General features: G+C 59.7%; 24 protein-coding genes and 2 pseudogenes. 10 read left to right on the top strand and 16 right to left on the bottom strand.

Annotated elements, in window-relative coordinates; translation table 11 throughout:
• Positions 1–50: 50 nt before the first annotated feature.
• Positions 51–275, bottom strand: coding sequence for a ribbon-helix-helix domain-containing protein (locus tag ACP2YO_RS20730; protein WP_426442459.1), 225 nt, complete (start codon positions 273–275; stop codon positions 51–53).
• A 399-nt stretch (positions 276–674) separates the two neighbouring features.
• Here ACP2YO_RS20730 and ACP2YO_RS20725 point away from each other — a divergent pair, with 399 nt between their 5' ends.
• The 8 genes and pseudogenes from ACP2YO_RS20725 (at position 675) to ACP2YO_RS20690 (ending at position 6,756) form a co-directional block, all read left to right on the top strand.
• Complete coding sequence (locus ACP2YO_RS20725; protein ID WP_426442458.1) at positions 675–1,490, top strand: YqaJ viral recombinase family protein; 816 nt, start codon at positions 675–677, stop codon at positions 1,488–1,490.
• Positions 1,477–2,352, top strand: a pseudogene (locus ACP2YO_RS20720) (ERF family protein); the annotation flags it as partial. The gene ACP2YO_RS20725 and the pseudogene ACP2YO_RS20720, both read left to right, overlap by 14 nt.
• 92 nt (positions 2,353–2,444) lie before the next feature.
• Positions 2,445–2,831 carry a transposase gene (locus ACP2YO_RS20715; protein ID WP_426435284.1) on the top strand — a complete coding sequence of 129 codons (387 nt, stop codon included), beginning with the start codon at positions 2,445–2,447 and terminating at the stop codon, positions 2,829–2,831.
• Positions 2,828–3,172 carry an IS66 family insertion sequence element accessory protein TnpB gene (gene tnpB, locus ACP2YO_RS20710; protein WP_426433797.1) on the top strand — a complete coding sequence of 115 codons (345 nt, stop codon included), beginning with the start codon at positions 2,828–2,830 and terminating at the stop codon, positions 3,170–3,172. The genes ACP2YO_RS20715 and tnpB overlap by 4 nt, the downstream gene beginning before the upstream one ends.
• Before the next feature lie 73 nt (positions 3,173–3,245).
• Complete coding sequence (tnpC, locus tag ACP2YO_RS20705) at positions 3,246–4,850, top strand: IS66 family transposase (protein ID WP_426443053.1); 1,605 nt, start codon at positions 3,246–3,248, stop codon at positions 4,848–4,850.
• 6 nt (positions 4,851–4,856) lie between these two features.
• A pseudogene (locus tag ACP2YO_RS20700) lies at positions 4,857–5,180 on the top strand (ERF family protein); the annotation flags it as partial.
• A 173-nt stretch (positions 5,181–5,353) separates the two neighbouring features.
• The gene (locus ACP2YO_RS20695; RefSeq protein ID WP_426442457.1) at positions 5,354–6,451 is read left to right on the top strand and encodes an acyltransferase family protein; all 1,098 of its coding nucleotides are present in this window, start codon (positions 5,354–5,356) and stop codon (positions 6,449–6,451) included.
• A gap of 173 nt (positions 6,452–6,624) precedes the next feature.
• Positions 6,625–6,756, top strand: coding sequence for a hypothetical protein (locus ACP2YO_RS20690; protein WP_426442456.1), 132 nt, complete (start codon positions 6,625–6,627; stop codon positions 6,754–6,756).
• Between the two features lie 402 nt (positions 6,757–7,158).
• Here ACP2YO_RS20690 and ACP2YO_RS20685 read toward each other — a convergent pair whose 3' ends face one another.
• The 14 genes from ACP2YO_RS20685 to ACP2YO_RS20620 form a co-directional block, all read right to left on the bottom strand.
• The gene (locus ACP2YO_RS20685) at positions 7,159–7,692 is read right to left on the bottom strand and encodes a hypothetical protein (protein ID WP_426442455.1); all 534 of its coding nucleotides are present in this window, start codon (positions 7,690–7,692) and stop codon (positions 7,159–7,161) included.
• A 148-nt stretch (positions 7,693–7,840) separates the two neighbouring features.
• Positions 7,841–8,290, bottom strand: a complete 450-nt coding sequence (locus ACP2YO_RS20680; RefSeq protein ID WP_426442454.1) for a tetratricopeptide repeat protein — start codon at positions 8,288–8,290, stop codon at positions 7,841–7,843.
• A 321-nt stretch (positions 8,291–8,611) separates the two neighbouring features.
• Positions 8,612–9,016 (bottom strand): hypothetical protein, encoded by a 405-nt coding sequence (locus ACP2YO_RS20675; RefSeq protein ID WP_426442453.1) that lies wholly within the window; start codon positions 9,014–9,016, stop codon positions 8,612–8,614.
• 11 nt (positions 9,017–9,027) lie between these two features.
• The gene (locus tag ACP2YO_RS20670) at positions 9,028–10,650 is read right to left on the bottom strand and encodes a type II and III secretion system protein family protein (RefSeq protein WP_426442452.1); all 1,623 of its coding nucleotides are present in this window, start codon (positions 10,648–10,650) and stop codon (positions 9,028–9,030) included.
• A gap of 406 nt (positions 10,651–11,056) precedes the next feature.
• The gene (locus ACP2YO_RS20665) at positions 11,057–11,470 is read right to left on the bottom strand and encodes a TadE/TadG family type IV pilus assembly protein (protein ID WP_426442451.1); all 414 of its coding nucleotides are present in this window, start codon (positions 11,468–11,470) and stop codon (positions 11,057–11,059) included.
• Complete coding sequence (locus ACP2YO_RS20660; RefSeq protein WP_426442450.1) at positions 11,470–12,804, bottom strand: pilus assembly protein TadG-related protein; 1,335 nt, start codon at positions 12,802–12,804, stop codon at positions 11,470–11,472. The genes ACP2YO_RS20665 and ACP2YO_RS20660 overlap by 1 nt, the downstream gene beginning before the upstream one ends.
• Positions 12,805–12,812: 8 nt before the next feature.
• Positions 12,813–13,205: a hypothetical protein gene (locus ACP2YO_RS20655; protein ID WP_426442449.1), complete on the bottom strand. Its 393-nt coding sequence runs from the start codon at positions 13,203–13,205 to the stop codon at positions 12,813–12,815.
• An 89-nt stretch (positions 13,206–13,294) separates the two neighbouring features.
• Positions 13,295–14,206 carry a type II secretion system F family protein gene (locus ACP2YO_RS20650; RefSeq protein ID WP_426442448.1) on the bottom strand — a complete coding sequence of 304 codons (912 nt, stop codon included), beginning with the start codon at positions 14,204–14,206 and terminating at the stop codon, positions 13,295–13,297.
• Positions 14,203–15,045, bottom strand: a complete 843-nt coding sequence (locus tag ACP2YO_RS20645) for a type II secretion system F family protein (RefSeq protein WP_426442447.1) — start codon at positions 15,043–15,045, stop codon at positions 14,203–14,205. Before ACP2YO_RS20645 ends, ACP2YO_RS20650 begins: the two co-directional genes overlap by 4 nt.
• A gap of 86 nt (positions 15,046–15,131) precedes the next feature.
• Entirely contained in the window at positions 15,132–16,577 is a 1,446-nt protein-coding gene (locus ACP2YO_RS20640; RefSeq protein ID WP_426442446.1) for a CpaF family protein, read from the bottom strand.
• The gene (locus ACP2YO_RS20635) at positions 16,574–17,770 is read right to left on the bottom strand and encodes an AAA family ATPase (RefSeq protein WP_426442445.1); all 1,197 of its coding nucleotides are present in this window, start codon (positions 17,768–17,770) and stop codon (positions 16,574–16,576) included. The genes ACP2YO_RS20640 and ACP2YO_RS20635 overlap by 4 nt, the downstream gene beginning before the upstream one ends.
• Complete coding sequence (gene cpaB / locus ACP2YO_RS20630; RefSeq protein ID WP_426442444.1) at positions 17,770–18,726, bottom strand: Flp pilus assembly protein CpaB; 957 nt, start codon at positions 18,724–18,726, stop codon at positions 17,770–17,772. The genes ACP2YO_RS20635 and cpaB overlap by 1 nt, the downstream gene beginning before the upstream one ends.
• Before the next feature lies 1 nt (position 18,727).
• Positions 18,728–19,234: an A24 family peptidase gene (locus ACP2YO_RS20625; protein WP_426442443.1), complete on the bottom strand. Its 507-nt coding sequence runs from the start codon at positions 19,232–19,234 to the stop codon at positions 18,728–18,730.
• 371 nt (positions 19,235–19,605) lie between these two features.
• Entirely contained in the window at positions 19,606–19,809 is a 204-nt protein-coding gene (locus ACP2YO_RS20620) for a hypothetical protein (RefSeq protein WP_426442442.1), read from the bottom strand.
• A gap of 1,511 nt (positions 19,810–21,320) precedes the next feature.
• Between ACP2YO_RS20620 and ACP2YO_RS20615 the strand changes: the two genes are divergently transcribed.
• Together ACP2YO_RS20615 and ACP2YO_RS20610 are read left to right on the top strand one after the other, a co-directional pair.
• Entirely contained in the window at positions 21,321–22,427 is a 1,107-nt protein-coding gene (locus tag ACP2YO_RS20615; protein ID WP_426442441.1) for a glycosyltransferase family 87 protein, read from the top strand.
• A gap of 55 nt (positions 22,428–22,482) precedes the next feature.
• Positions 22,483–23,181: a class I SAM-dependent methyltransferase gene (locus tag ACP2YO_RS20610; protein WP_426442440.1), complete on the top strand. Its 699-nt coding sequence runs from the start codon at positions 22,483–22,485 to the stop codon at positions 23,179–23,181.
• Positions 23,182–23,237: 56 nt separating this feature from the next.
• Here ACP2YO_RS20610 and ACP2YO_RS20605 read toward each other — a convergent pair whose 3' ends face one another.
• Positions 23,238–25,034 carry a GtrA family protein gene (locus tag ACP2YO_RS20605; RefSeq protein WP_426442439.1) on the bottom strand — a complete coding sequence of 599 codons (1,797 nt, stop codon included), beginning with the start codon at positions 25,032–25,034 and terminating at the stop codon, positions 23,238–23,240.
• Positions 25,035–25,099 lie beyond the last annotated feature (65 nt).

Below are 25,099 nucleotides of genomic sequence, written 5' to 3'. Positions count from 1 at the left end.
TGCGACGTCACTCAGCACATTGGTACCGAGAAGGTATTTCACGAATAGGCTCACGCGGTGGCGGCAATTCGCCACGATGCGATTCGAATCGGAGCACCGGAAGCACCCTGCCATTCAAAGATCAACGACGGCCAACCAGGGCTGCCGAGTGGCTTCTTGTCCAGCCATTCGCGCAGCGCTTTCCGGATCAGCTCGCTGCGCGTATCTCCGAGTTTCTTGGCCGTTCGGTTCGATTCCTTGGCCGTTTGATCGTCGAGATGGAAGTTGAAGTGCATGAGGCATCACCAAAACCAAGATGTAACCTCATCCAGATTGAATCCAAATGCCGATCAATGCAAGCGCAGTCAGGACGCGCGGGATTGCCCCTGTATCGAGGGAGAGGCCACAAATGGATCTTTCGCCGTGTTGGCACTTGAGAGCGCTCCTCGACCCAAGGCTTTGACGGCTCGCAATCCATGAAATCCGCAAACGGCTCGCGCTCTGCGCCCCGGCGTAAGATCTCCAGTCGGCGAATTTAGACGTCCGAATCGTAGCCACAGAGCCTGCGATGATCCGCTGCATATGCGGGTCGCACCCCGACGGCTTCGCTCGCCCCGCACATCAGGCCCCGACGCGGCGGACACTGTCGGGCGGCACATGCCGTCCGAAAGCATGACACAGCAAGAGGACAGAATATGTCGATGTCGATCGAACGCAACCGCCGCCATTTCCTTGGCGGCTCCGACGCCCGGATCATCATGGGCGACGATGAACACGAGCTCATTCGGCTATGGCGGGAAAAGCGCGGCGAAGCCGAGCCAGTGGATCTTGCGCAAAACCTGATCGTCCAACTTGGAAAGGTGACCGAAGATCTCAACCGGGCCTGGTTTGAGCGATGCAGCGGCCAACATGTCAATGATGTTCAGAAGCGAGTCCATCACCCGATCCACAAATGGATGGCGGCAACACTTGATGGCACCATCGAACAAACGGGCGCAGTGTTCGAGGCCAAATTCATGCTGCCCTGGGCCTTCACCGAGGAAACCGCCGCCGAGAAGCACATGGCGCAGTTGCAGCACAACATGTGGGTGATCGCGGCAAGGTCGTCCGTGCTGTCCATCATCACCGGTGGCGGCAAATGGGTCGAGATCACGGTCCATGCCGATCCGCTCTACCAGCACCTGCTGCTCACGGCGGAAAGGAAGTTCTGGCGTTGCGTCCAGACCGGGGATCCCCCCAGCCTGTTCGGGGTCGAAGCCCCCCGCCCACGGCTCGCGGCAGTCAAGGTCGTCGACATGAGCGCGTCCAATCTTTGGGCCGAACTCGCGGCCACGTATTTGCGAACCCGCGCGGCGCACGGCGACCACGAGCTTGCCAAAGCGGAGTTGAAGAAGCTCGTGCCAGAGGATGCCAAGGAGGCAACCGGCCACGGCGTCAAGGCCAAGCGTTCCAAATCCGGCGCCATCAGTTTCGATCCCGTTGCGATGGAGCACGCCGATGCAGTCCAGTGAGCACATCGGCGCCATCGCGGCAGCCCTCGCCCGAGCTCAGGCGGAACTGATCAACCCCGAGAAGACCCTGACCGCCACCATCCGCTCGCCGTTCCCAAGGGAGGACGATCGGACCTTCCGCTACGCCTCCCTTGCCTCCGGCCTCGACATCGTCCGCAAGGCCTTAAGCCGGCAGGAGATCGCCACCGTCCAGACCACGCGACTGGAGGCAGCCACGGGGCAGATTCTCCTGACCACCCTGCTGGCTCATTCGTCCGGGGAATGGATCGCCTCCGACTGGCCGGTCTGCGCAGCCAGCGCCACCGAGGCGCCGCACCGGATGGGGGCGGCCTTAACCTACGCCCGCCGCTATGCCCTGTTCGCCCTAGTCGGGATCGCCGGCGAAGACGATCTCGACGCCCCGGACGCGGTTGCCGGCTCATCGCCCGCCAGGCCCCAAGCCGTTCCCGGATCCAAGCCCGCCAAGGGCGTCCTCAACCGCCCCGCGGTGCTTGCGCCCCAGCCATCGGCCGAGTTGCGCGCGCGGCTACTGAGCGAGCTTGAGAGCTCACATTCCGGCGACGACCTGCTGGCCTGGGCCAAGGCGAGCCTGCCGCTCAAAAACACCCTGCTTGAGCGCGACGCCCGGTTGGTCGAGGCCGCCTATCAGAGCCGGCTCGAGACCGCTCCTCCCGTCACCGATCTCGCGGAGGAATGGTCAGCCGCACCCTTGGAGCCAAACTCCGCCCCACCATCTCCGCCGGACGCCGCGGCGGGCGCCGAACCTGAGCAAGGTCAACCCCTTTACGACGCTCCGGATGCCGGGCTCGCTTTTCCCAAGGAAAGCCCCCGCAAGCGCAGCAAGGCGCATCTCCTTTTCGTCGTAAGCGTGTAGGTCATCCCACGTAGCGGATGATGTTCGATTGTCAGAGAATCTCCTGGTGATTTGTCCCAGGAGTTCATGAGAGCGAACATATGTCTGATACCAAGAATTTCGAAGTTATCACAGCGGCGGCCGAGCGGCTTTCGGTGAGTCCCGGGCGGAGCTACCGCACCTGGTCGCGGGAGGAGAAGGATCGCATCGTCGGGGAAACGTTTGCGCCGGGGGCGAACGTGTCGGCGATAGCGCGCTGTCATGGGATCGATCCATCGCAGTTGTTTGCGTGGCGACGCAAGGCGCTGGCCTCGGGAATGGTGGCGCCGCTCTCTGGGGCGCGAGACCGATCGGTTAAGTTCGCGCGCTTTGAGACCATGGCGGGGGAGATGGTGGAAATCGTCATCGGCGATGTCGTGGTGCGCGTTGGTGGAGATGTGGAGGCGGGGCGGCTTGCTGCTGTGATCCGGGCGGTTCGGCAGGCATGATCCCGGCGGGTGTTCAGGTTTACGTGGCCAGCACGCCGGTCGACTTCCGCAAGGGAGCCACGGGTTTGATGGCGCTGGTTCGAGATGGTGGGGCCGACCCCTTCAGCGGAGCACTGTACGTGTTCCGTTCGAAAAGGGCGGATCGGATCAAGGCGGTTTGGTGGGACGGCAGCGGGGTATGCCTGTTTGCCAAGACTCTCGAGGAGTCAAAGTTCTGCTGGCCGAGGATTGCGCCGACCCGGGTGCAGCTGAACCATGCGCAGTTGCTCGCGCTGATTGACGGGCTGGACTGGACGAAGGTGCGTCCGGTGGTTGTGAAGCGCCCAGAAACGGTAGGCTGACAAGCTGCGGCGAATTGAATCAGGGTGCTGAAAAGTTTGGAAGAGTGGCGGCGACTCTGCTGTGATGGCGACGATGACGACGCCCGTTACAGAGCTCCCGACGACGCTTGCCGAAGCCCACGCGCTGATCGTCGCCTTGGCGGAAGAGCGGGCGGCGATCGAGGCCGAGAACAGCCGCATTGCCGCTGCAAACACCGATCTTACGGCGATCAACAAGGCCGCCGATGCGCGGATCGTGGAGCTGACGGCGATCGTCAAAATGCTGGAGCGCACGCTTTACGGCACGCGGTCGGAACGCTTGCGCAGCGACAAGCTGAGCACGGAGCAGATCGCCTTCGTGTTCGAGGAGATTGAGACCGGCGTGTCGGCGGTTGAAGCCGAACTGGCCAAGGCTGGCGGCAAGGACATGCCGAAACGCGTGCCGCGGCCGCGCAAGGAGTTCGGGGCGCATCTGGAGCGGGTGGAGATCGTCATCGAGCCGGAGGTTCCTGCCGGGTGCGAGGGGCTGGAGAAGGTGCTGATCGGCGAGGACGTGTCGAAGCGGCTGGATGTGACGCCGGCGAAGTTCCGCGTGATCGTCACGCGCCGCCCGAAATACGCCTATCGCAACCGCGACGGCGTGGTACAGGCGCCAGCGCCTGCCCATTTGATCGAGAGCGGCCTTCCGACTGAAGCGCTTCTGGCCCAGATTGCCGTCTCCAAATATGCGGACGGGCTGCCGCTTTACCGGCAGGAAGCGATCTACGCCCGCGATCGGGTCGAGCTGGACCGCTCGTTGATGGCGCAGTGGATGGGCAAGGTCGGCTTCGAATTGCAGCCGCTGGCCGACTATGTGCTGGAAAAGGTCAAGCAAGGCGAACGGATCTTCGCCGATGAGACGACCCTGCCAACGCTCGCTCCCGGATCCGGCAAGACGCAAAAGGCCTGGCTGTGGGCTTATGCCCGTGACGACCGGCCGTTTGGCGGCATCGGTCCACCGATGGTCGCTTATCGCTTCGAGGACAGCCGTGGCGGCGAATGCGTCGAGCGCCATCTGGCAGGCTTTGCTGGCATCCTCCAGGTCGATGGCTATGCCGCCTATAATCGGCTCGCCAGGTCGGCGGGCGCCAACGAGGGAGTGCGGCTTGCAGCGTGCTTTGCCCACGTCAGGAGACGGTTCTACGAGCTTCACGTCAACGAGAGCTCGCGCCTGGCGACACAGACCGTCACCACCATGGTCGAGCTGTGGGAGATCGAGACCGATATCCGCGGCCAGGATCCTGAGACGCGGCTGAATGCGCGCCAGCAAAGGTCCGCCCCCATCGTTGCGGCGCTGTTCGATCTGTGGGAGAAGGAGCTGCCGCGTCTGTCCGGCAAATCCAAGCTCGCCGAGGCGATCCGCTATGCCACATCCAGACGCGCCGCACTCGAGCGCTTTCTGAGCGACGGTCGTATCGAGATCGACTCCAATATCGTCGAGCGGACCATCAGACCCCAGGCAATCACAAGAAAAAATGCGCTCTTCGCGGGTAGCCATGGTGGCGGCCGCTCCTGGGCGACCATCGCTACGCTTCTGCAGACCGCCAAAATGAACGACGTCGATCCACTCGCCTGGCTCACGCAAACGCTCGAGCGCATCGCGAACCGGTGGCCGATCACTCAGATCGATGCCCTCATGCCGTGGAACTTCAGAGCCTGAACGGCTTCGGCTACACGCTTACTTTTCGTCCGTGGCCAGCCCTGTCTCGTCTGCAAACAAACCCCGACCGACCCGCATCACCTGAAGTTCGCTCAACCGAGATCTTTGGGCCGCAAGGTCGGCGACGAGTTCACCGTGCCGCTGTGCCGCGCGCACCATCAGGATCTGCATCGCCACGGCAACGAGAAAGCCTGGTGGGCCAACCTGCACATCGCGCCGTTACCAATCGCCAAGGACCTTTGGTCCGCGAGCTCGATCCATCGGCGGCCTCCCCCAAACCTTTCGGCAGATCCGCCCGAAAAGTTGGGCCTCGACGACGCCCACACGTAGACGTCTCCGGCCACATTCTCTTCCCGACGATGTGACCACGCTGCATGGGATGCTGCGGGCTGACGGCGGTCACAGCATTTGGCGTTGAGCTTAAGGTAGGCGCAAGGATTTGCTCTATTACCGGTCGCGGTGCTAGTTTGCCACGACTTCAGGGGCTGGCAGGACCTCTTTTCATGAACGGTTCAGAATGGGCGCAACCCTGCGTAGAGCGCTCACTGCAGCTGCGCGTTCAAATCTCAAGTGGAGCGCGCATTCCTGAGTTGGATGGAGCGCGAGGTGTTGCCGTCTTGGCCGTCGTTATCGCCCATTACTTTGGAGAGGTGGACCATGCTCTTATCGGCTTCTCTTTCGGCTGGATGGGCGTCAGCCTGTTCTTCGTGCTCTCGGGATTTTTGATAGGCTCCATCATTCTGGAACGCAAAGACAGTCTAAATTTCTTATCGGTCTTCTACACCAGACGCGCGCTGCGCATAATGCCGGTCTACTTCGTGACGCTCGCCGCGACGCTAGGATTCATCTGGCTATGCGGCTCGGCGCCTTGGATTGACGAGCCTCTGTCCGCCCCGTTCTATTTCACGTTCACCCAAAACTTTGTAATGGCATGGCGAGGTGAAACTGGATCGTTGTGGCTTCTGCCGACATGGACGGTTGCCGTAGAGGAGCAGTTCTATCTTGTCGTTCCGTTACTGATGATGCTTGTACCGGCGCGGGCTTTGTTGCCGGCGATTATCAGCGGCATTGCACTCTGCTTCCTGACCCGTGTCGTTCTCTACGCGACTGGCGCCGACATAGCATCAAGGTTGCTGCTTTTCAGCAATGGCCACATTCTCCTGGTTGGCGTGCTTTCCGCCTATATCCAGCAACACATCAAAGTGCCGGAGATCATTCTCCGCCTTATCCCGCTCGCGTCCATAGCGGCCTTTGACGTTTTGATATTCACGGAGCAGAACCATGTTTTTCTGGCGTTGATGGCCCCCCTGTTCGCGTCTTATATCCTTCTCGCGGCGCAGGGTTGGACGAAGCTCAGGTTCCTGCGCTCAAAGGTTTTGCGCTCCTTGGGCGCGATCTCATATTGCCTTTATCTGGTACATCAGCCGGTCAACGGCGTGCTGCACGGCTTCGTACTTGGTGGCAGACCAGATATAGCGACGACGCCGCAAATCCTTGTGACCTGCACCGCCATGATTGTTTCGATTTCCATCGCAGCATTGTCATGGTTCGCCCTGGAACAGCCATTGCTGCGGCTAGCGAGACGCAAGTCGTACAGCTAGCGGCGGATCATGGTTTCGAAGTCGCTCATCTCTCGTAAACGTCGAGCTGAGGCCGCTTAGGATAGCGGTCGTCTGCTCCGCGGCGAATCATCGCGTGGATATCGACGCCCGGGAGGTTGACGTCGATGTGGCCGAGTGGCGGTTTTTTTTAAACTCAACCGCGAGCCCTGCCAATGTCTATCGAGTCTCAGTTGCGCGAGAAGTTGCGGAAGATCAAGGCTCCTTTCGCGGGTGCCGGAACGGCTGGCGAGCGGCTGGCGGCGGAAGCTGCACTGGAACGTGTAAGGGAGCGTTTGACGGTTTGACGGAACTTGGTCGCAAGATCCGTCAATTGGGATGCAGTTCTCGATCCGGATCAATGGTCGCGCCATCTGTTCTGGCCTTGTGCCGGCTTATGGCATGAAGCCCTTATCGCTATTATCGGCAGCGGATCAAGTTCTGTGGCCGGAGTTCTCCGAGCTTGACCAGGCCCTGCAAGCTTATCAGCCAATCTTCATCAGGTGACGCTGCGCGTGATGCGCGCTAAGCTCAGCCGCATCCAAGCATTGCCGTGCCAGCTTGAGGCCTGTTGGTAAAGAGGGCGAAACAGCGTTCGTGCGTGCTCTTGGATGCCTTGACGCCCACGGTCATCCGGTCATCCACAATGCCAAGGGTTCGGCGTCCTCCACTACCGAGCTTCGGCGCCAATCAACCACAGCTGGAACGAATTATGCGCTCTTTTCGGAGGGGCGAGATGACCGCAGCCAGCCTGCCAGAGCCGACAATTCCTCGCGCACGAAGCGAAGATAGAGCAAGTGCGTAACCGAGAAGGACAGAAGGCAAGCCCCCAAAATGGTCGCCATCACGTACAGACCCGCACCGGACGGGATCGCAATAGGTACAAGCGATGCCTGCTTAACCGTCGGTACACCAATCTGCCAGGACTGGACCAGGAAGGCCGCGTAGGCTGCGCTCAAGTGCGTCGAGACCGTGAAAGGGAGCCTGGACTTGGTTGCAAGGCCAAAGCAGGCAAGCAAGAAGATCGGAAGCGCAATTCCGAAGAACTGAAATCCATCAATCGCGACGAACTGGCTCAGCATCGCATCGCTTCGTTGAAAGATGCCGAAGATCCTGAGATTGATGAACCAGAGAAATCCGGAGCTGGGCGAATATTCAAGGGCGCGCGCGGCCAATTCGGCGCAGAGCGTGGCGATAAAAAGCGCCAACGGTCCGAGGAACTGCAGCTTAAAAAGACGATTCATGCGACGAAAGCCATGGTCAAGGACACTGGGTCCGGCTTACGTCAAAAACGTTTAACTTGTCTTAAAAGTTCCCCTTGCCCGGGCGGCGCCTTCCTGGCACGCACTAAAACTGATCGATTAAACGAGGCCTACAGGCAGGCATTGACGCTCATGGCTGGTTATTCGGCGGCCTTTCAATGAACTGCCGGCTGCCATTCAGGAGTTCGAGATTGTTGACGATGACCGGGTTGCCCGGATCGAGCGAACGAGCCTGCTCGAACTTTCGCCGCGCCGCACTCAAATTGCCGCGCAGCATGTACGAATATCCCTGATCGTTGAGGATTTGAACGGTTACGCCCCCCAGGCGGATCGCCTGCGCATAGGCCTGATCGGCAAGATCAAAGCGACGCAGCTTATCGTAGCTCGCCGCGAGCCCGATCCAGGCGGTCACATCCTTGGGCGATTTCTCGACGCCGTCCTTGAAGTAGCGCTGGGCGATTCCATAATTGCCGCGATTGTACTGCTCCAGTCCCATCCGGACCGGTTCGTCCGAAGGATAATATTTGACGTCGGTCGGCTCCTGCACGGGGTCGCCGCCCGGCGGGTCCACTGGAGCCACGATTGCGGCCTCCCTCAATGTGTAGTCACACCCGGCAAGGCATGTCCCCAACCAGCAACAGGTCAGCATCAGAATGAGAGGCCGCATTACCATTATCCCCTACCCCGGCCGCGCGGACTCACTGACCGTTCGCAAATATCATCGCCAAACTTACTTACCAAAAACACTCTGCAAGGCCTGTTGCCAGACAGCAACAGATCAACGTTAGAAACAGACACCTCTCCCCCCGCAGGCCCGCCCAAGCGATCAAATGATCTCCGGCAGAAAGGTCTCAAGGCAGCTCATGCGCTCTCGCTTTGAGGCGGAGACCCTTGGTTCCCTTTATTGATTCCCACCACCACCACCGATCGGCGCCGATACTGAAGGGGATCCCGACCCCGCCCCACTTACGTTATAATTATAATTCCGGGTGACTGGAGGTGCCTGACCTATTGCCTCACCGGCCTTCCCAATGTCGGGTAGCTGATCCACCGGCCGCGCCGTGGTGCTGTAGCGCGTCACCGCGGCGCTGGTACGTCGAGCATCGGTGGCGATCCTGGTGTCGCCGACATAACGCGGCCACGGGTTGATCGTATGAGTGACGGCATTGACCTGCTTGGCATCGCCGGCACTCATCGTGATCGTGTCGGAACGCTGAAAATAGCGGTCCATCTCGTCGTTCCCATACAACCCGTAACAGCCGCCGAGCGACAGAATTGGGATGATGGCCAGAAGCCTGATCGTCATCGGCCGCTCCTCTAATTCAGCGTTTTCACGACCGGCTGCTCCACGGCCACGGCGGGCGGCGGAACGGGCGCGGTCACCTCGGGAGCAATGATGTGGCCATAAGGCCCTTTCAGCCCGCCTCCCGAATTGACGTAGTCGTCATAGCGCTTGCGAACTTCCATCTGGCCGTTGAGGAAGAAATCGACATCGTTGGCCGGCAGGCGCGAATCGAGCGGCGACGCCAGTTGCTGACCGGGCGCCGCCGGCGCGACCAGGCGTGGCGTGACGATAATGACGAGATCGGTTTCCTGCTGCTGGTATGATTTGCTGCTGAACAAGGTCCCGAGCACGGGCACCGAGCCGATCCAGGGCAATTGCGATATGTCCTGCGCATTCTTGGTCTGCAGCAGCCCAGCTATCGCAAAGCTCTGGCCGTCGCGCAACTCCACCGTGGTGCGCGCGTTGCGGACGGTCAACGCCGGAACGGTCGTCCCCTGAATCGTGATCGCATTGGAGAAATCAAGCTCGCTGACCGACGGCTCAACCCGAAGGTTGATTACGCCGCGGGAGAGAACGGTGGGCACAAAGGCCAGCTCAACACCGAACTTCTTGTAGTCGATGGTAACGGTGGGAAAGCCGTTCGACGTCGTGTTCGGGATCGGCACTGGAAATTCGCCGCCGGCCAGGAAGCGGGCGGCATCCCCGGAAAGCGTGGTCAAATTCGGCTCCGCCAGCCGGCGAACCAATCCTTTCGTCTCCAATGCAGAGATCAGCAGGTCCACCGAGCTGCCGTTGCTGGTGCGGACGATGCTGGTCAACAAACTTCCGAATGGAGCGGGAGCTATACCGCCCCCGGTGCCAATGAGCGTCCCAATCGTCCCAAGGAGTGGAAGGCTACCCGTTGGGGGAGAACCGACAGCACCATTGACGCCACCGATAGGCACCCGCCCCGCGGTGGCTGAGCCAAGTCCCGTGTTCCCGACATTGGTCCCGTTGGCGTTCGCCGCATAAAGGTTCACGCCGAGATTGCGGCCGGCAGTTCTCGCGACCTCAAGGAATCGCACCTCGAGCATGACCTGCTGCGGCGCCGCGACGCTCATGGCGTTGACGACGACGCCCCCCTTAGGAACGGTGCCGGTGGCAATCGCCATCGCCCGCTCGGCGACGACAGCGTCGGCCGCCGTTCCGCTCAGCACCACCTGGCCATCGGAAGACGAGACGCGAATGCCCTGGGTGCCGGTGCTAGCCCGGATATTCTGCTGCAGGGTTGCGGTATCCAGCGCGACCTCGACGTCGAGGACCCCGATTTGCTTCATCGAAGAGTCGAATAGAATGACGTTGGTGCTTCCGGTCTGCTTGCCCTGGATGTAGATCAGGTGATCGCTCAGCGACTTCACGTCGATGATGTCGGGCGAGCCCGCCACAATGGTGGAGAAAGCTGTATCGACCCTGAAGGTGCGTGACTTGTTGACCGTCACCTTGACGCGCTGAACGTCACTCATCTCGCTGACGATGACGCCGCCGGAAGAGACCCGACGCTCCGCCGCCCTCGCGCGATCGGCGGAAGGGAAAAAGGCAAGCGCAGCACCTAGAGCCAGCAGGCTAAAGGCGAAAAGACCACGTTCCGCGCTACCCCACACGCGACCGCTACCCATTTCAAATCCCCTCCGCCGCAGATGTGCGGCTATCCCGTAAATCTACGGCTCCTGGCTTTCTGAAAACACACTCCTTCGCACACCACGCCGTGGAGCTTACAATATGTCCGACTACAAATAGTTACCTACAAAATCCCGTTCCCCGGCGGGCTGAGCAAGAGACGATCCCACCCTACCCGGGACCCATCCCGGCCACCTGCCAGCCGCAAATCGCGGCTTGAAGATAATCCCTCGCCGCACGCATCGTTTGCAAGGAAAGACCTTCACTGGGTTGTGGCAACGCCAGAGAAAACTCCCCGATGTTGCCAGCGCGCACCACTTTGGCTGCCTGCTGACCTGAAGCGCGGGCCGAATTGCCGACGCTCGCAACCAAAAGTTGGTTGATGAATCACTATGTGAGTATGCGTCAAACCGGAGAAGGAATCTGGGTGGACGCGCTCGGCGCATTGAACCTTGTGCCCCAAATCGGCATGATCATGGTGAAGCCCGGCTGAGATGCCGTCACGATGATTGGGGCGCTTCCCGCCGCATTCAGCGTCGGCGTGAGACCGCCATTAAACAGGAACGGGGCTGCGGCCTGTTTGGCTGTAGTGGATGGCAGGGGGTCACCGCTACAGGCAGGGGTTTTCTTTGCGATTGCAGCGTCCGTGTAGCAGCTGATCAAGATCGCCCGGGCGCCGGCATCCGCAAGCGCATGCAATGATTGCACGGTGATAGCATATCGCCCCAGATCGAAGATGGCGAAAATCAATACGAAAAACGCCGCACCCACAACACAGAATTCAAACGCCGCGACGCCACGTTGATCGAGCTTTCTCATCACTGCACCAATCGAACGTACTGACTCACGATCTTGGAGCTCGCAGGGCATCCCGAATTGTCAAAGTTGGAGTTGCCCGACAGGGTGACTCCTTTTGCAATGACCTCGACGCACGTCGAACTCACCGTGCTGCCCTGGTAAACAACGTCGGCATTCGGCAAATATGTGATGCCGGTGAAGGAGCTCGTGGTGTTCCCGGATATCGTCACGGTTTGGTTCTTGCTTGTCGTCTCCGGATCATAGATCAGCAATCCACTCAACAACGACAAGATGGAAGACGTTGCCAATTTGGTTGGCACTTGCGTGCTGGATACGCTCGATAGCGCCGTAATCTGGATCGTTGGATTACCGTTGAAGGTTAGCGTCGCTCCTTTATCTCCGTTACTGAGGAATTTTGGTCCCAACAGTATCAAAGTGGCTGTGCCGGTTACGGTGACGCTGCCTGAGATCGTGACGTTCCCGGTAAAGAAGTACACGCCGTTCAAGGTCTGATTGCCGGCGGGGAAGCCGTTGTTGTAACAAGGGCTGGTGGTAGCAGTAGTCGGCCCATACGCCTTCAGCGTCGAACCACATGCACCACCAGAGAAGTCGGCCTTCGTGAGCGATAAAATCGCCGAATTCAATCCGCTGAGCGGATCCACGACGGGTGGCGCAAAGGTGATTACCTTGCTGCATTGAGAGCCGGCCGTTTGAGCACAACCCCCTGCTCCGGAGATTGATTTGACATTGCTAACGTCGAGGCCGTTACCGGTGAAGTTCATGGCATTGGAGGCCGTACTGTTCGATGACAGTCCGCAGTTTGGCGCCTTTACGGTCGTACTTCCTTGAAACGCGACCGGGTCCGAGAGACTCAGAACGCACGGATTCGCCAGAACTTTAACTTGTGCAATCGCTGTTGCGCCTATCGTAACAGTGGACAGACCAAGCACCTTTGCCAGATACGCCGGCTGTGTCTGAGTGACAGTAGCCTGAACGGAATCCGTTCCCTGTGGTGTGATTGTAACGGTCCGAGACGTACCGCTCGGAAGATTGATACACTGACCGCCGGGATAAGAGGTGACACCTGCGTTGCAGAACCCGTTCTGTGCCGCGAGCTCCTTGCCACGATAGGCCATCGTTTGCGTATCGGCCGTGCATGTCGACGGGGCGAGAGAGCACGCCAGCCACAAGCCGCTCGAATAGGCCGCGGCATCGGCGGCATTCTGGGCGTGTTGCTTGGTGACGTACCAAGCCCCCCCTTCAGCTCCGAGTGCAACCACTCCGATCAGGGGAATCAAGGCGACGACAGTTGCGAAAGCGACCGAACCTCGACGGCAACGGAGCATGTTACGCATGGAACATCCTATTGAAACCGTTGGGAGTAAGACAGCGTGAACGTACAAGGATCGCCATTGCCACTCGTACACAACACCGATCTCAGGACGAGCGGCGACAAGGTGACTGATGTCGTGTAGGAATAGTACTTGGGCGAAGCAAGGTTGGTGGCAGAGCAGGCAAGCTGGCTGTCGCCGCAAATCAGATTGATGCTCGGGATGGGGTAGTTGGGATCAGCCTTGGCTTGCGCGCTTGACGCCCAACTTGATGAGTTCGTGACGTCGAGTGGCGGCGAATATTGAATGGACTGCCCGAACGCGCGCAGTGCCTCCCGCGCAGATACATACCGGAAGCCCGCGATTGCCATGTCGGCAAGCGGCAGAAGCAAACCAAATAGCAGGAAAGCATACACAATGGGCATCTCAAACGCGACGGCGCCGCGTTGATCTGCAAGGAATGACCTTGTAAGGCCAAGCCTATTGCGACAGACGCGTACCATCCTCATGGCCTCTATCCGCCTTTGAGCTGCGAGAACGACCGAATCAGGTGCAGGAACGGACTTGCCCCCATGATGACGAACATGGCCGGAAGCAGGAACAACACCATCGGAATAGTCAACTTGGCGCCCAGCTTGTGGGCTCTCTCTTCCAGCTTGGTAATACGTTCCTGCCGGAGGTCGGCAGCGATGGTGCGCAGAACCTGGCTCAATGGAGTTCCGTATTGCAGACTTTGGCTCATCATCGTGCTAAAGCGGCGAAGTCCGTCCGACGTCGATGCCAATTTTTCGAAGGCGTCCATGCGATTTGGCAATATTCGCAAGTCATCAAGCAGGCTGCGCAACACCCAGGCCATGGCGGGATTGGCGTGGTTCATTTCGGCCGCCACGCGCCCCAGTCCGCTCTCCAGGCCCATGCCCGCTTCGCTGCACACAACCAGCAAATCGATCGTATCCGGCGTGCCCGCCCGAACGGCGGCATCGAACCGTCGCCGCAGCATCAGCAGAATCAGCCGCGGCCCCATGATTCCGATGACCACACCGACCATCATGAAGACCAGCGCGTCGTTCGGCCCCCCCTCGGAAAGCTGCGCAATAAGGAAGGCAGCGATCGGGAACAAGACCATGCTGACAATTTTGACACCGATCCAGATCGGCAAGGTTCGATGATGATTAAAACCTGCCGATTGAAGGACCGCTCGCAGTTGCTCCAGATTTTCCTCGGCGTAGAAGCGCCGGTATCGCATGCCGATCGCTGACAACCAACCGACCACGTCTCGGGAGCGAGTTGGCTGTTGAGGGGTGCCGAGTACAACACTCGATACGCGCGCGTCCAACGCGCGAAGGTGAATCTCGCGGATAATCAACACGAAGGTGCCGGCCGCTGCTGCTATGGTCATGACCACCAGGCTGAAACCTGTAATCATAGTGAGGTTTCCCTCCTGATCATCCAGCGTATCACCAGGTGCCCTACAAGCACTGAGGTTGCCGCGTAAGCCAGAAGCATGTTTCCGGTCGGATCACGGAACAGCAGATCAATCGATGCCGGATTTATCCAGTACAGCAAACCGCCGATGATAAGAGGCCCCATCGAAAGTGCGCGTGAGGAAAAAATCACCTCTCCCGCCAGAGCCTTTGCGCGGGCAGCCAATGCCACGCGCTGTCTCACGGTGTCGCTGAGGGTTTGCAGGGTTTCTGCCAAGCTGCCCCCCGACTTCAATTGAACAGCCAGAGTCACCGCAAACATTGCATACTCCGGAACCTGGGTTCGCCGATACACACCTTCCACAGCTTCCTCTGGAGATCTCCCGAGACTTAATTCGCTGCAGACGATCGCAAACTGACCGGCCGTTGGCTGCGGCATCTCACGCGCGATCGTACGAAATGCTTCGTTGACCGGCAGCCCTGATCGAACGGTACTTGTCACGAGTTGGACGACGTCGGGCAACTGTCGAAAAAGTTGATTGGCGAGGCGCCGTTGCTGCCATCCAAACAAACCTCGGACCACCAGGACAGCCACAGCGACAGCCGCGATCGCCACGACGGAGACAGGAAATCCAAACAGACTATTGGCATAAAAAATGATTGCTGCCGCAATGAAACCGGCGAGCAGCACAAGCGCCGGGTGCAAAGCATAAGCGATCTCAGCCCTGTAATTGGCCAGGCGCTGAAGAAAAAGCCAGCGGGATCTGGTCTCCAAACGACGAATGGAGGTTAGGCTCGCCGCGTGCGACGGCGGTAAGGCGACTGCGAGTTGATGATCCATGCGTCTTTGCCGAGCATCGAGCCACAGCGAGACGGCTCCTGCGCACAACAGGAGCACCAAAACTACAGCGAGCAAAGAATGAGATGTCATATGTGCCTCATGGCCTCAGCCCAGGCTCGATCAAGCCCGTAATAGACAAGACGGCTCTTGAATTTTGGGACGGCGTTGGTGGACTTATAGGCGCCTATTAGCCGGCCGTGGACATCCTCCTCTTTGTACTCGAATGCCACGATGTCATTGGTGGTGATCACCTCGCCTTCCAGGCCGATCACCTCGCTCATCTGGACGATGCGCCGCTGTCCATCGCGCATACGCTCGACCTGCACGATAATGTCCAAAGCAGCGACGATCTGCGCGCGAATGGCCCGCGAGGGCAGATTGACCTGTCCCATCTGCACCATGTTCTCGACGCGGGTCAGGGCATCGCGGGCGCTGTTGGCATGCACCGTGGAGACCGAACCGTCATGGCCGGTGTTCATCGCCTGCAGCATGTCAAACGCTTCGGCACCGCGCACTTCGCCGACGACGATCCGGTCGGGACGCATGCGCAGGGCATTCCACAGCAGGTCGCGTTGTGTCACCTGGCCCGTGCCTTCGAGGCTGGGCGGCCGGGTCTCCAGGCTGATCACATGCGGCTGTTGCAGCTGCAATTCCGCCGCATCCTCGATGGTGACGATGCGCTCGCTGTGATCGATGAACTGGCTTAGGGCGTTCAATAGTGTCGTCTTGCCGGAACCGGTGCCGCCGGAGACCAGAATGTTAAGCCGCGACCGGGAGGCGATTTCCAGCAGTTGTCCGATTGCCGGAGTCATTGAACCATTTTCAATGAGCCCGGCCATGTCCAGCCGCCGGCTTGGAAATTTTCGGATGGAAATGCAGGGGCTATGGATCGCGAGCGGCGGGAAGATGATGTTGACCCGGCTGCCGTCCGGCAAGCGGCAATCCACCATCGGACTGGATTCGTCAATGCGCCGCCCGACCTGCGCGGCAATTTTCTGCCCCACCGATGCGATGTGATCATTGTCACGGAATCGCACCGCGACCCGCTCCAGCTTGCCGCTTCGCTCGACGTAGACGTTGCTGGGGCCGTTGATCATGATGTCGTTGATCGATTCATCGAGCAGCAGCGGACGAAGCGGCCCGTAGCCGGTCATGTCGTCCGCGATTTCGTCCGCCATCTGGATCTGCTCGCGACCCGACAGTTCGAGCCGGTCCTGATTGGCGATCCCGTGGATGATTTCCTCGATCTGCCGCCGAAGAACGTCGCGCGAGACAGTTGCCGCCGCCGACGGATCAATCTGCTCCATCACCCGTTCGCGCAGCGACGTGGATATCACAGGGTGATGAACCGAAAGCTGGTCGCGCTTGGGCGTTGGTGCGGACGAAGTCGGCTGCGACGCAGGCAAGGTTGCCGGCGACGCCGGCGAGCCAGGCTGCGACGCAATCGAGAGCGACGGCGATGCCGGCAGCCCTGGTGTCAATGCAGGCAAATGAACCGGCGTTTCGTCTGGGCGCCTCCCGAATTTTTTCATAGCCCAAGCAGCCTCCTCAGAAGTCCCTTCCCTTCGGCGCCAACGCCGCTGATCTCACGCACGATCGGAGCGAGGTGACGTCGCAATCCTGATACGTGCTTCAGGGCCGGAATTCCGAGATTGACCGCCTCGGTCATCTTCCTTCCGAGATCAGGAATGACCATGTCGGGTTCTGCGCCCAGGGCCTTGACAATCGTTGCCCTGGGAAGGCCGCCGGGACGGTTGGAGCGATTCAGCAACGTAAAGACTCGATCCTTGCCGGCGATGTTGGTGACGGCGGCGCGGAGTGCATGGGCATTGCGAAGTCCGGTCACCTCTGCTTCCAGCAGCACCAGGACGTGACGCGAGAGCTTAATCACCGGATGGATGGATGCCGGGAACGGCACCGGCATGTCGACAACGATGTAATTAAACCGTTTACGGAGCAGCCCCAGCACATGGCGCACGCCAGCCTCGGTGATGTCGAGCTGCGCATCCAGCTCCTCATCAGCGGAAATCAGGCAAACCCGCTCGTTGACATCGATCGCCACGCGCTCGATGAACAACGTGTCCGCGCGCATCGGGTTCTCGAGAGCGATGCGCAGCCCTGCTCCCGGCTGAACACCCAGCATCACCGCCGCTTCACCACCTTGCAGATGAAGATCGAGCAGCGCGACCTTGGCCTTGGTGGCCTCGGCCAGTTGCAGGGCGAGATTGATGGCGATGCTCGTGGCGCCGGCACCTCCCTGCGCCCCGCAGATCGAGACCACATGCCCGCCACGATCGGGTTGAGCGGACGGGACGTCGCCAAGCAGCTTCGGACGCAACTGGTCGAGCACCATGTCCCGCGTGATCGGCCCCGGCAGATATTCGATCAGGCCGAGCTCCATGAGCTCGCGGTAGAAAGTGATCTCCCTGTTGTCGCCGATCAGAGCGACCCGGACGTCGGGCGGGCAGACGCTCGCCAGCCTTTCCAGTTCGGCAAATGGATCGTCGATTCCGCTGATGTCGGTCACCAACGCGAAAAGCTCGGTGTCGGTCTCGAGCATCTTGATGGCATTGCGGATCGTGCCACGCCTGATCGACAGATTGCTCCCTTCGAGGCCCTTGCGAAGTGCCGCAGCGCTCAACTCGTCATTGACGAAACAGACGATCCGGTCGCGCGAAACAGCAGGCGTCATTTCTCCGGGCGGATCTACCACGGCGATGTTCATCAACGTTTCTCCGGCAACCGGCCAGCGTACCCGGCCGCGGTTGCAGTCTGGCGACCAACATCCTGCGACCCATCGCAGCTCACGCTGGTGTCGTCGTCCTCTGCGTCCTGCTTCCTGACCGAGTATTGCTTCACCTCACCGCCAGAATGAACCATCACCGCGGTGCTCTGGCCCGCGAGTGCATTCTGCCGAGCAAGCTCCGGCGACACATCACAACTGGACACAACGCCCGTGTCTGCTTTGTCCCACTGATCGATTGCTGCCCGCACCGCCAGAGAGAGCGTTCCGAGTTGCTTTGCGACCGTGATTTTCTTGACCTGCTCCGCCGTAAGTTCCAATGACACTGTCTGTGCGACCTTGCTCAAGGCAGCGGTGACGGGTCGCCCGCCCTGCACGATCTCCTGGTCGATCGCAATGATCCGAACATTACGGAGAACGGTTTCGCTCAGGGCGCGACGTGCCGGATCTGCCTTCTCGAACACCTGGGTCAGCACGACGTCCACGTGATCACCCGGCCTGATCAGCCCCGAGACGCCGGACTCCTCGTCAACCTTGATGCTGATGGCACGGCTGTCCGGCGCAAGCACGCTGGCGAGGAACCCTCGATCCCGCGGGCGCAAGATATCTTCCAACGTCACTGGATTGCCAGCGTCAACGAACCTGCGAACCAGAGATCCGGGAAGGCCCGCTTTGGAGTCAGGGGTTTCAATGATCGCTCCCGCGGGAACGCGATTCGGCGGTACCGACCGTACGATGAAATCTTCGTCACGGACCAACGTCCCTCTCGGCAACCCGCGTGTCGCGACAAAATATCCGACAGTCGCGGGCGCTGGCGCCTGCTGTGCGACCGCCTCCGCGACCTGCTTCGGCTGGTTCATACTATACGCAATGAGGCCCAGCGCTGTGGTCGCGAGCAACAGCACCAGGATGATCGAGACACGCAAAGCGGATGACATATCAAAATCCCTTGTTCAAAACGGCCCAAACACCACCGCACGCAATGGCGACCCCATACGGGAGCGGTGCGTGCCGCAAGTGACGCCAACGTTCTACAGCATAGACTCGGCGCACCAGCGATGAACCGGCGGGCGCGAGCCTGGGGTAAGGCAGGTTGCGCATCATCAGGTGCACCATGGCAAGAACGCCGCCGGCCAGCGCCGTCCCGGTCAAGAGGTGGATCACGCCGGTCAACGGGAGACCAACCGCCAGGGCAACAAGCAACTTGATATCGCCGCCCCCAATCCATCCTCGCGCATAGATAACCAACAGCAGCAGAAAGAGGATCGCAGCCGCGATCAGCGACTCCGCAACTTGCATCGGGCTGGCCAATTGACTGGCGATCCCGAGAGCCGCCAGCGCCAGACAAATCTCATTGCTGATCAATCGTGTCGCGACATCATTGGCCGCAATGTAGAGTAACAGCAGCACTTCCACAGTCGAGGCTATGTGAATAATCCAACTCATCGAACGCCTCAAACTCATCAAAAATCTCTGCCCTCGAGGGCAATATTAAACTCCGATAGCAGCGACGATCGCGTTCAAAGTGTTCGTCAGTCCCATCGCAAGAGCTCCACTGCCGCTACTACCGAACACGCCTAGGACTATCGCGACCAGACAAAACGCAAGGACGACGTATTCAAAGGATACTACGCCGCCTTCGTCGATGAGCAGGCGCTTCGGCAGATCGCTGCTCGTGTTGCCATTCCTCCTCATAGGAGAAATCCTTAAGGATAGAAGGTTTAGAAACGGCGGGTGAGGCAATCTACTAATCAAAGCGAAGGGATAGGGGGGGGGCGCAACGCAATGCCCCCCCCCTAGCCAAGCGACAATGCGAGTTAGGTCGGAAGCTGGCTGACGATACCGTTGATCGCCTTGTTCAGCGCGGCCCCGATGACGCTATTACCACCGGTGCCAAACACGGCAATCACGGTGGCGACGATGCAGAAGGCGACGACCACGTACTCGAACGACACGACGCCGTCCTTGTCCGAGCGCAGACCCTTCAGAGCTTCGGTGGCTTGAATATAGTATTTCAACATGGGAGAAAATCCTTCTTTACAAGATGAATACGCCAGTCTGTCAGCAGTCTGTCAGCAGCAGGCAGAGCCGGTGCCAACTGCGAACAATTCTATAATACTTGGCCTAAAAATTGTCGATTGCTAATCATTCATTAACCTTACTTATGACATGCTTACCGTATTTGCCCGGAAACAGCCGGCGCCGACAAATCGCAGGAAATGTTGAGTCGGCCTCGAAAATCGGCAGTGGCTGTTTGTCTACTAGGCAAATGCCTCACAGAAGCACTCAAGGTGGGCGGCAGGCGCGCCACGTGGGAGGCGGAAGGCTCGCCGGCCTTCGGCTAAAGTTGGCCCAAGGGCGGTTCCCTTGTCCGCCAGCCTCCGACACGACAGATATCCTGACGTACCTTATGACTTTCTGAATGCCAATCCTCACGAAGGCATTGGCGAGCCTCGCGACGAGCGACGCATTTAATTTAATCCTGCGACTTCGCAGTGTCAGGACGAGCGCGCAGCGACGCCCTCACCGATCCTCCTCTCTAGGCGGCGCCGATCGCGCAGCCGATTAACAAACTACGCATGTTCGATCCTATATTTGGGGCGCACTTTAGAATGCTGGTCGCGGCTCGATATCAACTCAATCACCAAGGGACGCCAAAAGAGTATCGCTCCCAATATTCTTTGTTGTCCACCGATTGCCGCCGTTCCCGGCTGTCGCTCCCTAAGCTCACAGGGGAGCCGATCGCCTACCGGCAGGCTGCGCGCAGGCGAAACACCTCGCCTATTCCGAAAATCGGAACTACTGCCTGCTCGGCGATTCGATATTCCGCACTTTGGATCTTCGCGGCAGCAAAATGCAGCCTGAACCCTAACAGCCAGCTCGTCCTATCGCCTGTTCAGCAATCAACCGTCTACGGCGACGCTAACAGGCACTTGCCTCTCTATCACGTCTCGCGAGAGCTTCCGTGCGAGCTCGCGAAAGGCGCAAGGCTCGCCGTCGGCGCCCGAAACCGTCTGCTTTGCTTTCCGGCAACTGCCGCCGGTCATCCCAGGTTCGGTCCCCTTGGCGAGACAGGCTGAATTGGCGATACCACAATCCTAGCGTGTGGTCTCCGCCGCCATCGCCGTTTTAGCTGGAATCGAGGTTGCTGTTTGGCGACGATGCCGGCGTGTAATTTGGTCATCTGCCGGTTTCGTTCGAGAAGTGAGATGGTTCCGTTTTGAACCATTTTGCCAAGCGACAGCAGCGCGGTCCGTCAAATGGTCCATGAGCATTCGCTCACTCAATCGGCAGTACCCATCCGAACCTAAGGCATCGCATGATCGAAAGTGCGAAGATTCTGGACACTTCTTTCTGCGCGCTTTATTCGTTTGGGGCGTGCGCTTTCGGTCAGGAAGCGCTCCCCGAGCAAGGATCTCGCATGGCCGCCTCCCGCTCCACCCCCGAAATCGCCCCGGTCCAAATCCAAATTCCCGCGCGACTCCGGAAGGTGTGTTTTGTGCTGTGCGCGATGAACCTGACGATTTGCCTGGTGGCGTATTTAGTGCACGTGTGGATTTACGATCGGAACGGCCTCCCCGTCTCGACGGACTTCATCGGCTTCTGGGCTGCCGGGCGTCTCGTGCTCGATGGCTTTCCGGCACAGGTCTTTGACTGGGACATCCTGAGGCGGATCGAGGACGCGAAGCTCGGCCAGGATTTTGCCGGCAATTATCCCTGGCATTACCCCCCGCCATTCCTCTTCGTCGCATCCGCGCTGGCGCTGTTGCCCTATTCGGCGGCGTATCTCGGCTGGGTTCTTGCCAGCATCGTGCCTTATCTTGCTGTCATGCGCGCGATCGTCGGCCATAACTTCGGCGTTCTGCTCGCGCTCGCCACTCCAATCGCTTTGTTCAATGCGCTGGCCGGACAGAACGGCTTCCTCACCGCGGCGCTGATCGGTGGCACGCTCTATCTGATCCCGATACGCCCGGTGCTTGCCGGCATCTGCCTCGGGCTATTGATGTACAAGCCGCAATACGGGCCACTGTTTCCGATCGTGCTGATCGCGGCCGGGCATTGGCGCGTGTTCGTCAGCGCCAGTGTGACGGCGATCGCGATGTTCGTCGTTTCGTGGCTCGCCTTCGGTATTGAGAGCTGGCTGGCGTTCTTCCAACGGATGCCGAGATCCTCGCAAGCGATTTTCGAGGGCCACGAGGCATGGTGGAAGTTGCAGAGCATCTTCGCAGTGGTGCGTCATTTCGGCGGCACCGAACAGTTGGCATGGATATTCCAGTGCATCATGGGCGCTACGGTGGCCGTACTGCTGGTGCTGATCTGGCGCAGCCGTGTGCGCTATTCCTTGAAAGCCGCGGCGCTTGCGACCGGCACGCTGCTCGTCACACCCTATCTGTTCATGTACGACATGGTGGCGCTCGCCATTCCCGTCGCCTTCCTGGTCCGCATCGGATTAAAGACCGGCTTTCGCAGCTACGAACTTCCGGCACTGGGCGGCGCGCTCGTTTTCGTCGCCTGTTACTTCACGGACACGCCGACGGGCCTCGGCGCCACGCTGATTGTTTCAATCCTCATCCTGGGTCGTGCCGGTTCGTGGTGGCGGCGCGAGCCGGCGCCAGCCATGGCTGCGGCGGGCGTATAGGATCCTCGGAGCAGGCCGAGACTGCCGTTTTCATCATGGAGGACTGATACACATTATGTTCATTGCCAGTTTCCGCCTGAAAACTTTCATCCAACAAGTCCTCTGCACAGCCTACGAGATTTTTGATTTTGGCGCTTACCACCCGGTGCGCGAAATGCGAAAGCGCGCACTGAGCGAGACCGTCGACTACATACAAAGCAGCATGCCGTCTGCGATTGGTGTCTACACGCCGAGGAACGTCTTAGACATTGCCTTGAACAGCGCATTGTCTCATGGACACGTTCTTGAATTTGGCGTGTTCAAGGGAGCCACAATCCGCTATATCGCTGCCAAAGATCCAAATAGAAGCGTGCACGGCTTCGATAGCTTTGAGGGTCTGCCTGAGGCCTGGACAGGAAACACATTGGGCAAGGGGACATTCGCGCTCGGTGGTAAACTCCCGAAGGTTCCAAGAAATGTGGTGCTGCATCGTGGGTGGTTCAGCGAAACTTTGCCAAAGTGGCTGTCGTCAAACCCCGGCGAGATTGCCTTTGTCCACATTGATTGCGACATTTACTCATCAACAAAAACTATCTTTGATCTAATCGCCCCTCGCCTTGTGGCTGGATCTATAATCGTTTTTGATGAGTATTTCGGCTACCCGAACTGGAAAAATCATGAGTTCAAGGCCTTCCAAGAGTTTGTGCAAGAAAACGCTGTAAAATACGAATATCTTGGTTACGCGAGAGTCCAGGTTGCAATTAAACTTCTATAGCAGCCGCATCCTCCTCGTGATGGGCCAAGCGAAATTCCGTCGGGTTCTTCCCGATGTCAGCGTTGCGGCCGGACGCGATATATCTCGAGCGGCGCGCCGGCGGCTTGCGGCATCTTCTCAAGCCAGTTCGGCGCATCGTCGCGAATCAACGCGGCAAGGAATCCACCGGGCGCCAATTTAGTTAGCAGTTGCGTTTCGCCGTTGCCGCGGCATATGGCAACAAGGCCGATCCAGTTTTCGTCGATCACGGTCCGTGCCTGCTCTGCAGTGCCCATGAAGGCGTCGAACGTGAGCAGGTTGCCGGTGATGTTGCGGTGATAAGGCGCGGCCAGCACGCGGTGGGCGGTGCTGACAAGGATCGGCGCGCCGAGGTTGGAGATGGCAAGCACCGTGGTTGGGGGCTGCGCTGCGAGCAGGGTGTAATCGGCTCGGCGTTCGCACTCCGACTGGGCTGCGGGCGCCGCGGCTCGCTCTCCCAGCGCAGCCGACGCCGCGTAGGCCGCTATGGCCCAGGCGAAGTTCAGGGAAACCAGCCAGGCCACTGCAAAGCGCAGCATGGATAACCGATCGGCCTTCACTCTGATGCGCTGCCGCCACTCACCAACCCAGGCCGCCAGCGCAATGGCCGCAAAGGGGATGGAGAAGATCGTACCACGCACCAGCCAGACGCTGACCGCGAACGCTCCGATCAGGAAGGCCATAAGCGTCCACTCTGCCGCCGTGCCACCCTTTCGCAGACGAATGCCCAGCACGATTAGAGCGAGGACCGGCGTGAGGTAAAAGCGGACGGCTTTGGCCCAGTCTTGGGTGATCACGCTCCAGAAAGACTGGTTCTCGATTACATTGTCGAGAAAGTACGACTGCAACCTCGGACCCATTTCGGGCACGGGGTGGGCAAGGCATTGCGGGAAAGCAATTGTGGCGAAGACGGCAACCGCGAAGCCGAGCGCCAGCAATGCGGCGAGCCTTCCGACGAAGCTGCGGCGAGGCGCTGGAGAAACTGCCGCCGCCGCCAGGCCAAATCCTGATAGCATCGCGACCGAAAATTGCGGGAACGAGTAGGCGTCGCATTGCGACGCGAGCCAAGCGCTGGCCGGCACGGTCGCAAGGAAGGCGGCGAGCCCAACGCCGGCAAAGCCGATCCCGAACCCGGCCGCCTTGGCTGCTCCGGCCTGCCCGCCCAGCAAATAGCCGATAGATACGATCAGTCCGGCGACGGCAACGTAAGGCAGCGTCTCCATGCCGACGGCCAGCATCAACGCGCAGGCGGCGCCGGCGGCGAACCCGGCGATGTGACTGCGTCCGATAATCAGTGCCGTCATGGCGGCCAAAGTGAGCATAAGCTGAACATTGTGGTGGTCGATATCGCCCGGCGCAAAGGGGCCGCCGAAGTGGAGCGCCGTGGTGCAGATGATGAGCGCCGGCAGCAGCGCCCAATCGCCGCCGACGGCGCGCGCAATTCTCAGCGTGAACGCCAGCGCCGCCGCCATCAGCAGTGTCGGCCATACAAGCAGCGCGGCGGTTTCAGCCGCCGCCAGCTTTGCGGTAAATGCTGACGCCACGAGGATCATCACCGCGATTGGGGCATCGACCAAACGCGACCAGTGCATAACGAAGCCGCCCTGCGGCCCCATGCGATACTGATGCAGATCGAACCAGCCCTGCCCGCCAATGAGGTCGCGAATTTCGACCAGCCGGAGCATGCTGTCATTGTCTCCGGCGGGTACCGGAAGCGTCGGGAAGTGGCCCACGGCATGCAGACAAAGCGCAAACAGCGCCCCTGCCAATCCCAGCGCAGCATCGTTGCGCCACGTCATGTTGGTTTCCGGCAACATCGTCGCGGCAATGGTCATTTGAAATCCGAATAGTTGGAGGGGCACTAAACTTGTTCCCTACGTCGCGCCTTCAGGCACGGAAA

It is taken from the genome of Bradyrhizobium genosp. P (genome assembly GCF_049949265.1).
GTDB lineage: Bacteria > Pseudomonadota > Alphaproteobacteria > Rhizobiales > Xanthobacteraceae > Bradyrhizobium.
The sequence above is the reverse complement of the archived record's forward strand: the minus strand, read 5'-3'. Positions and strand labels throughout refer to the sequence as shown.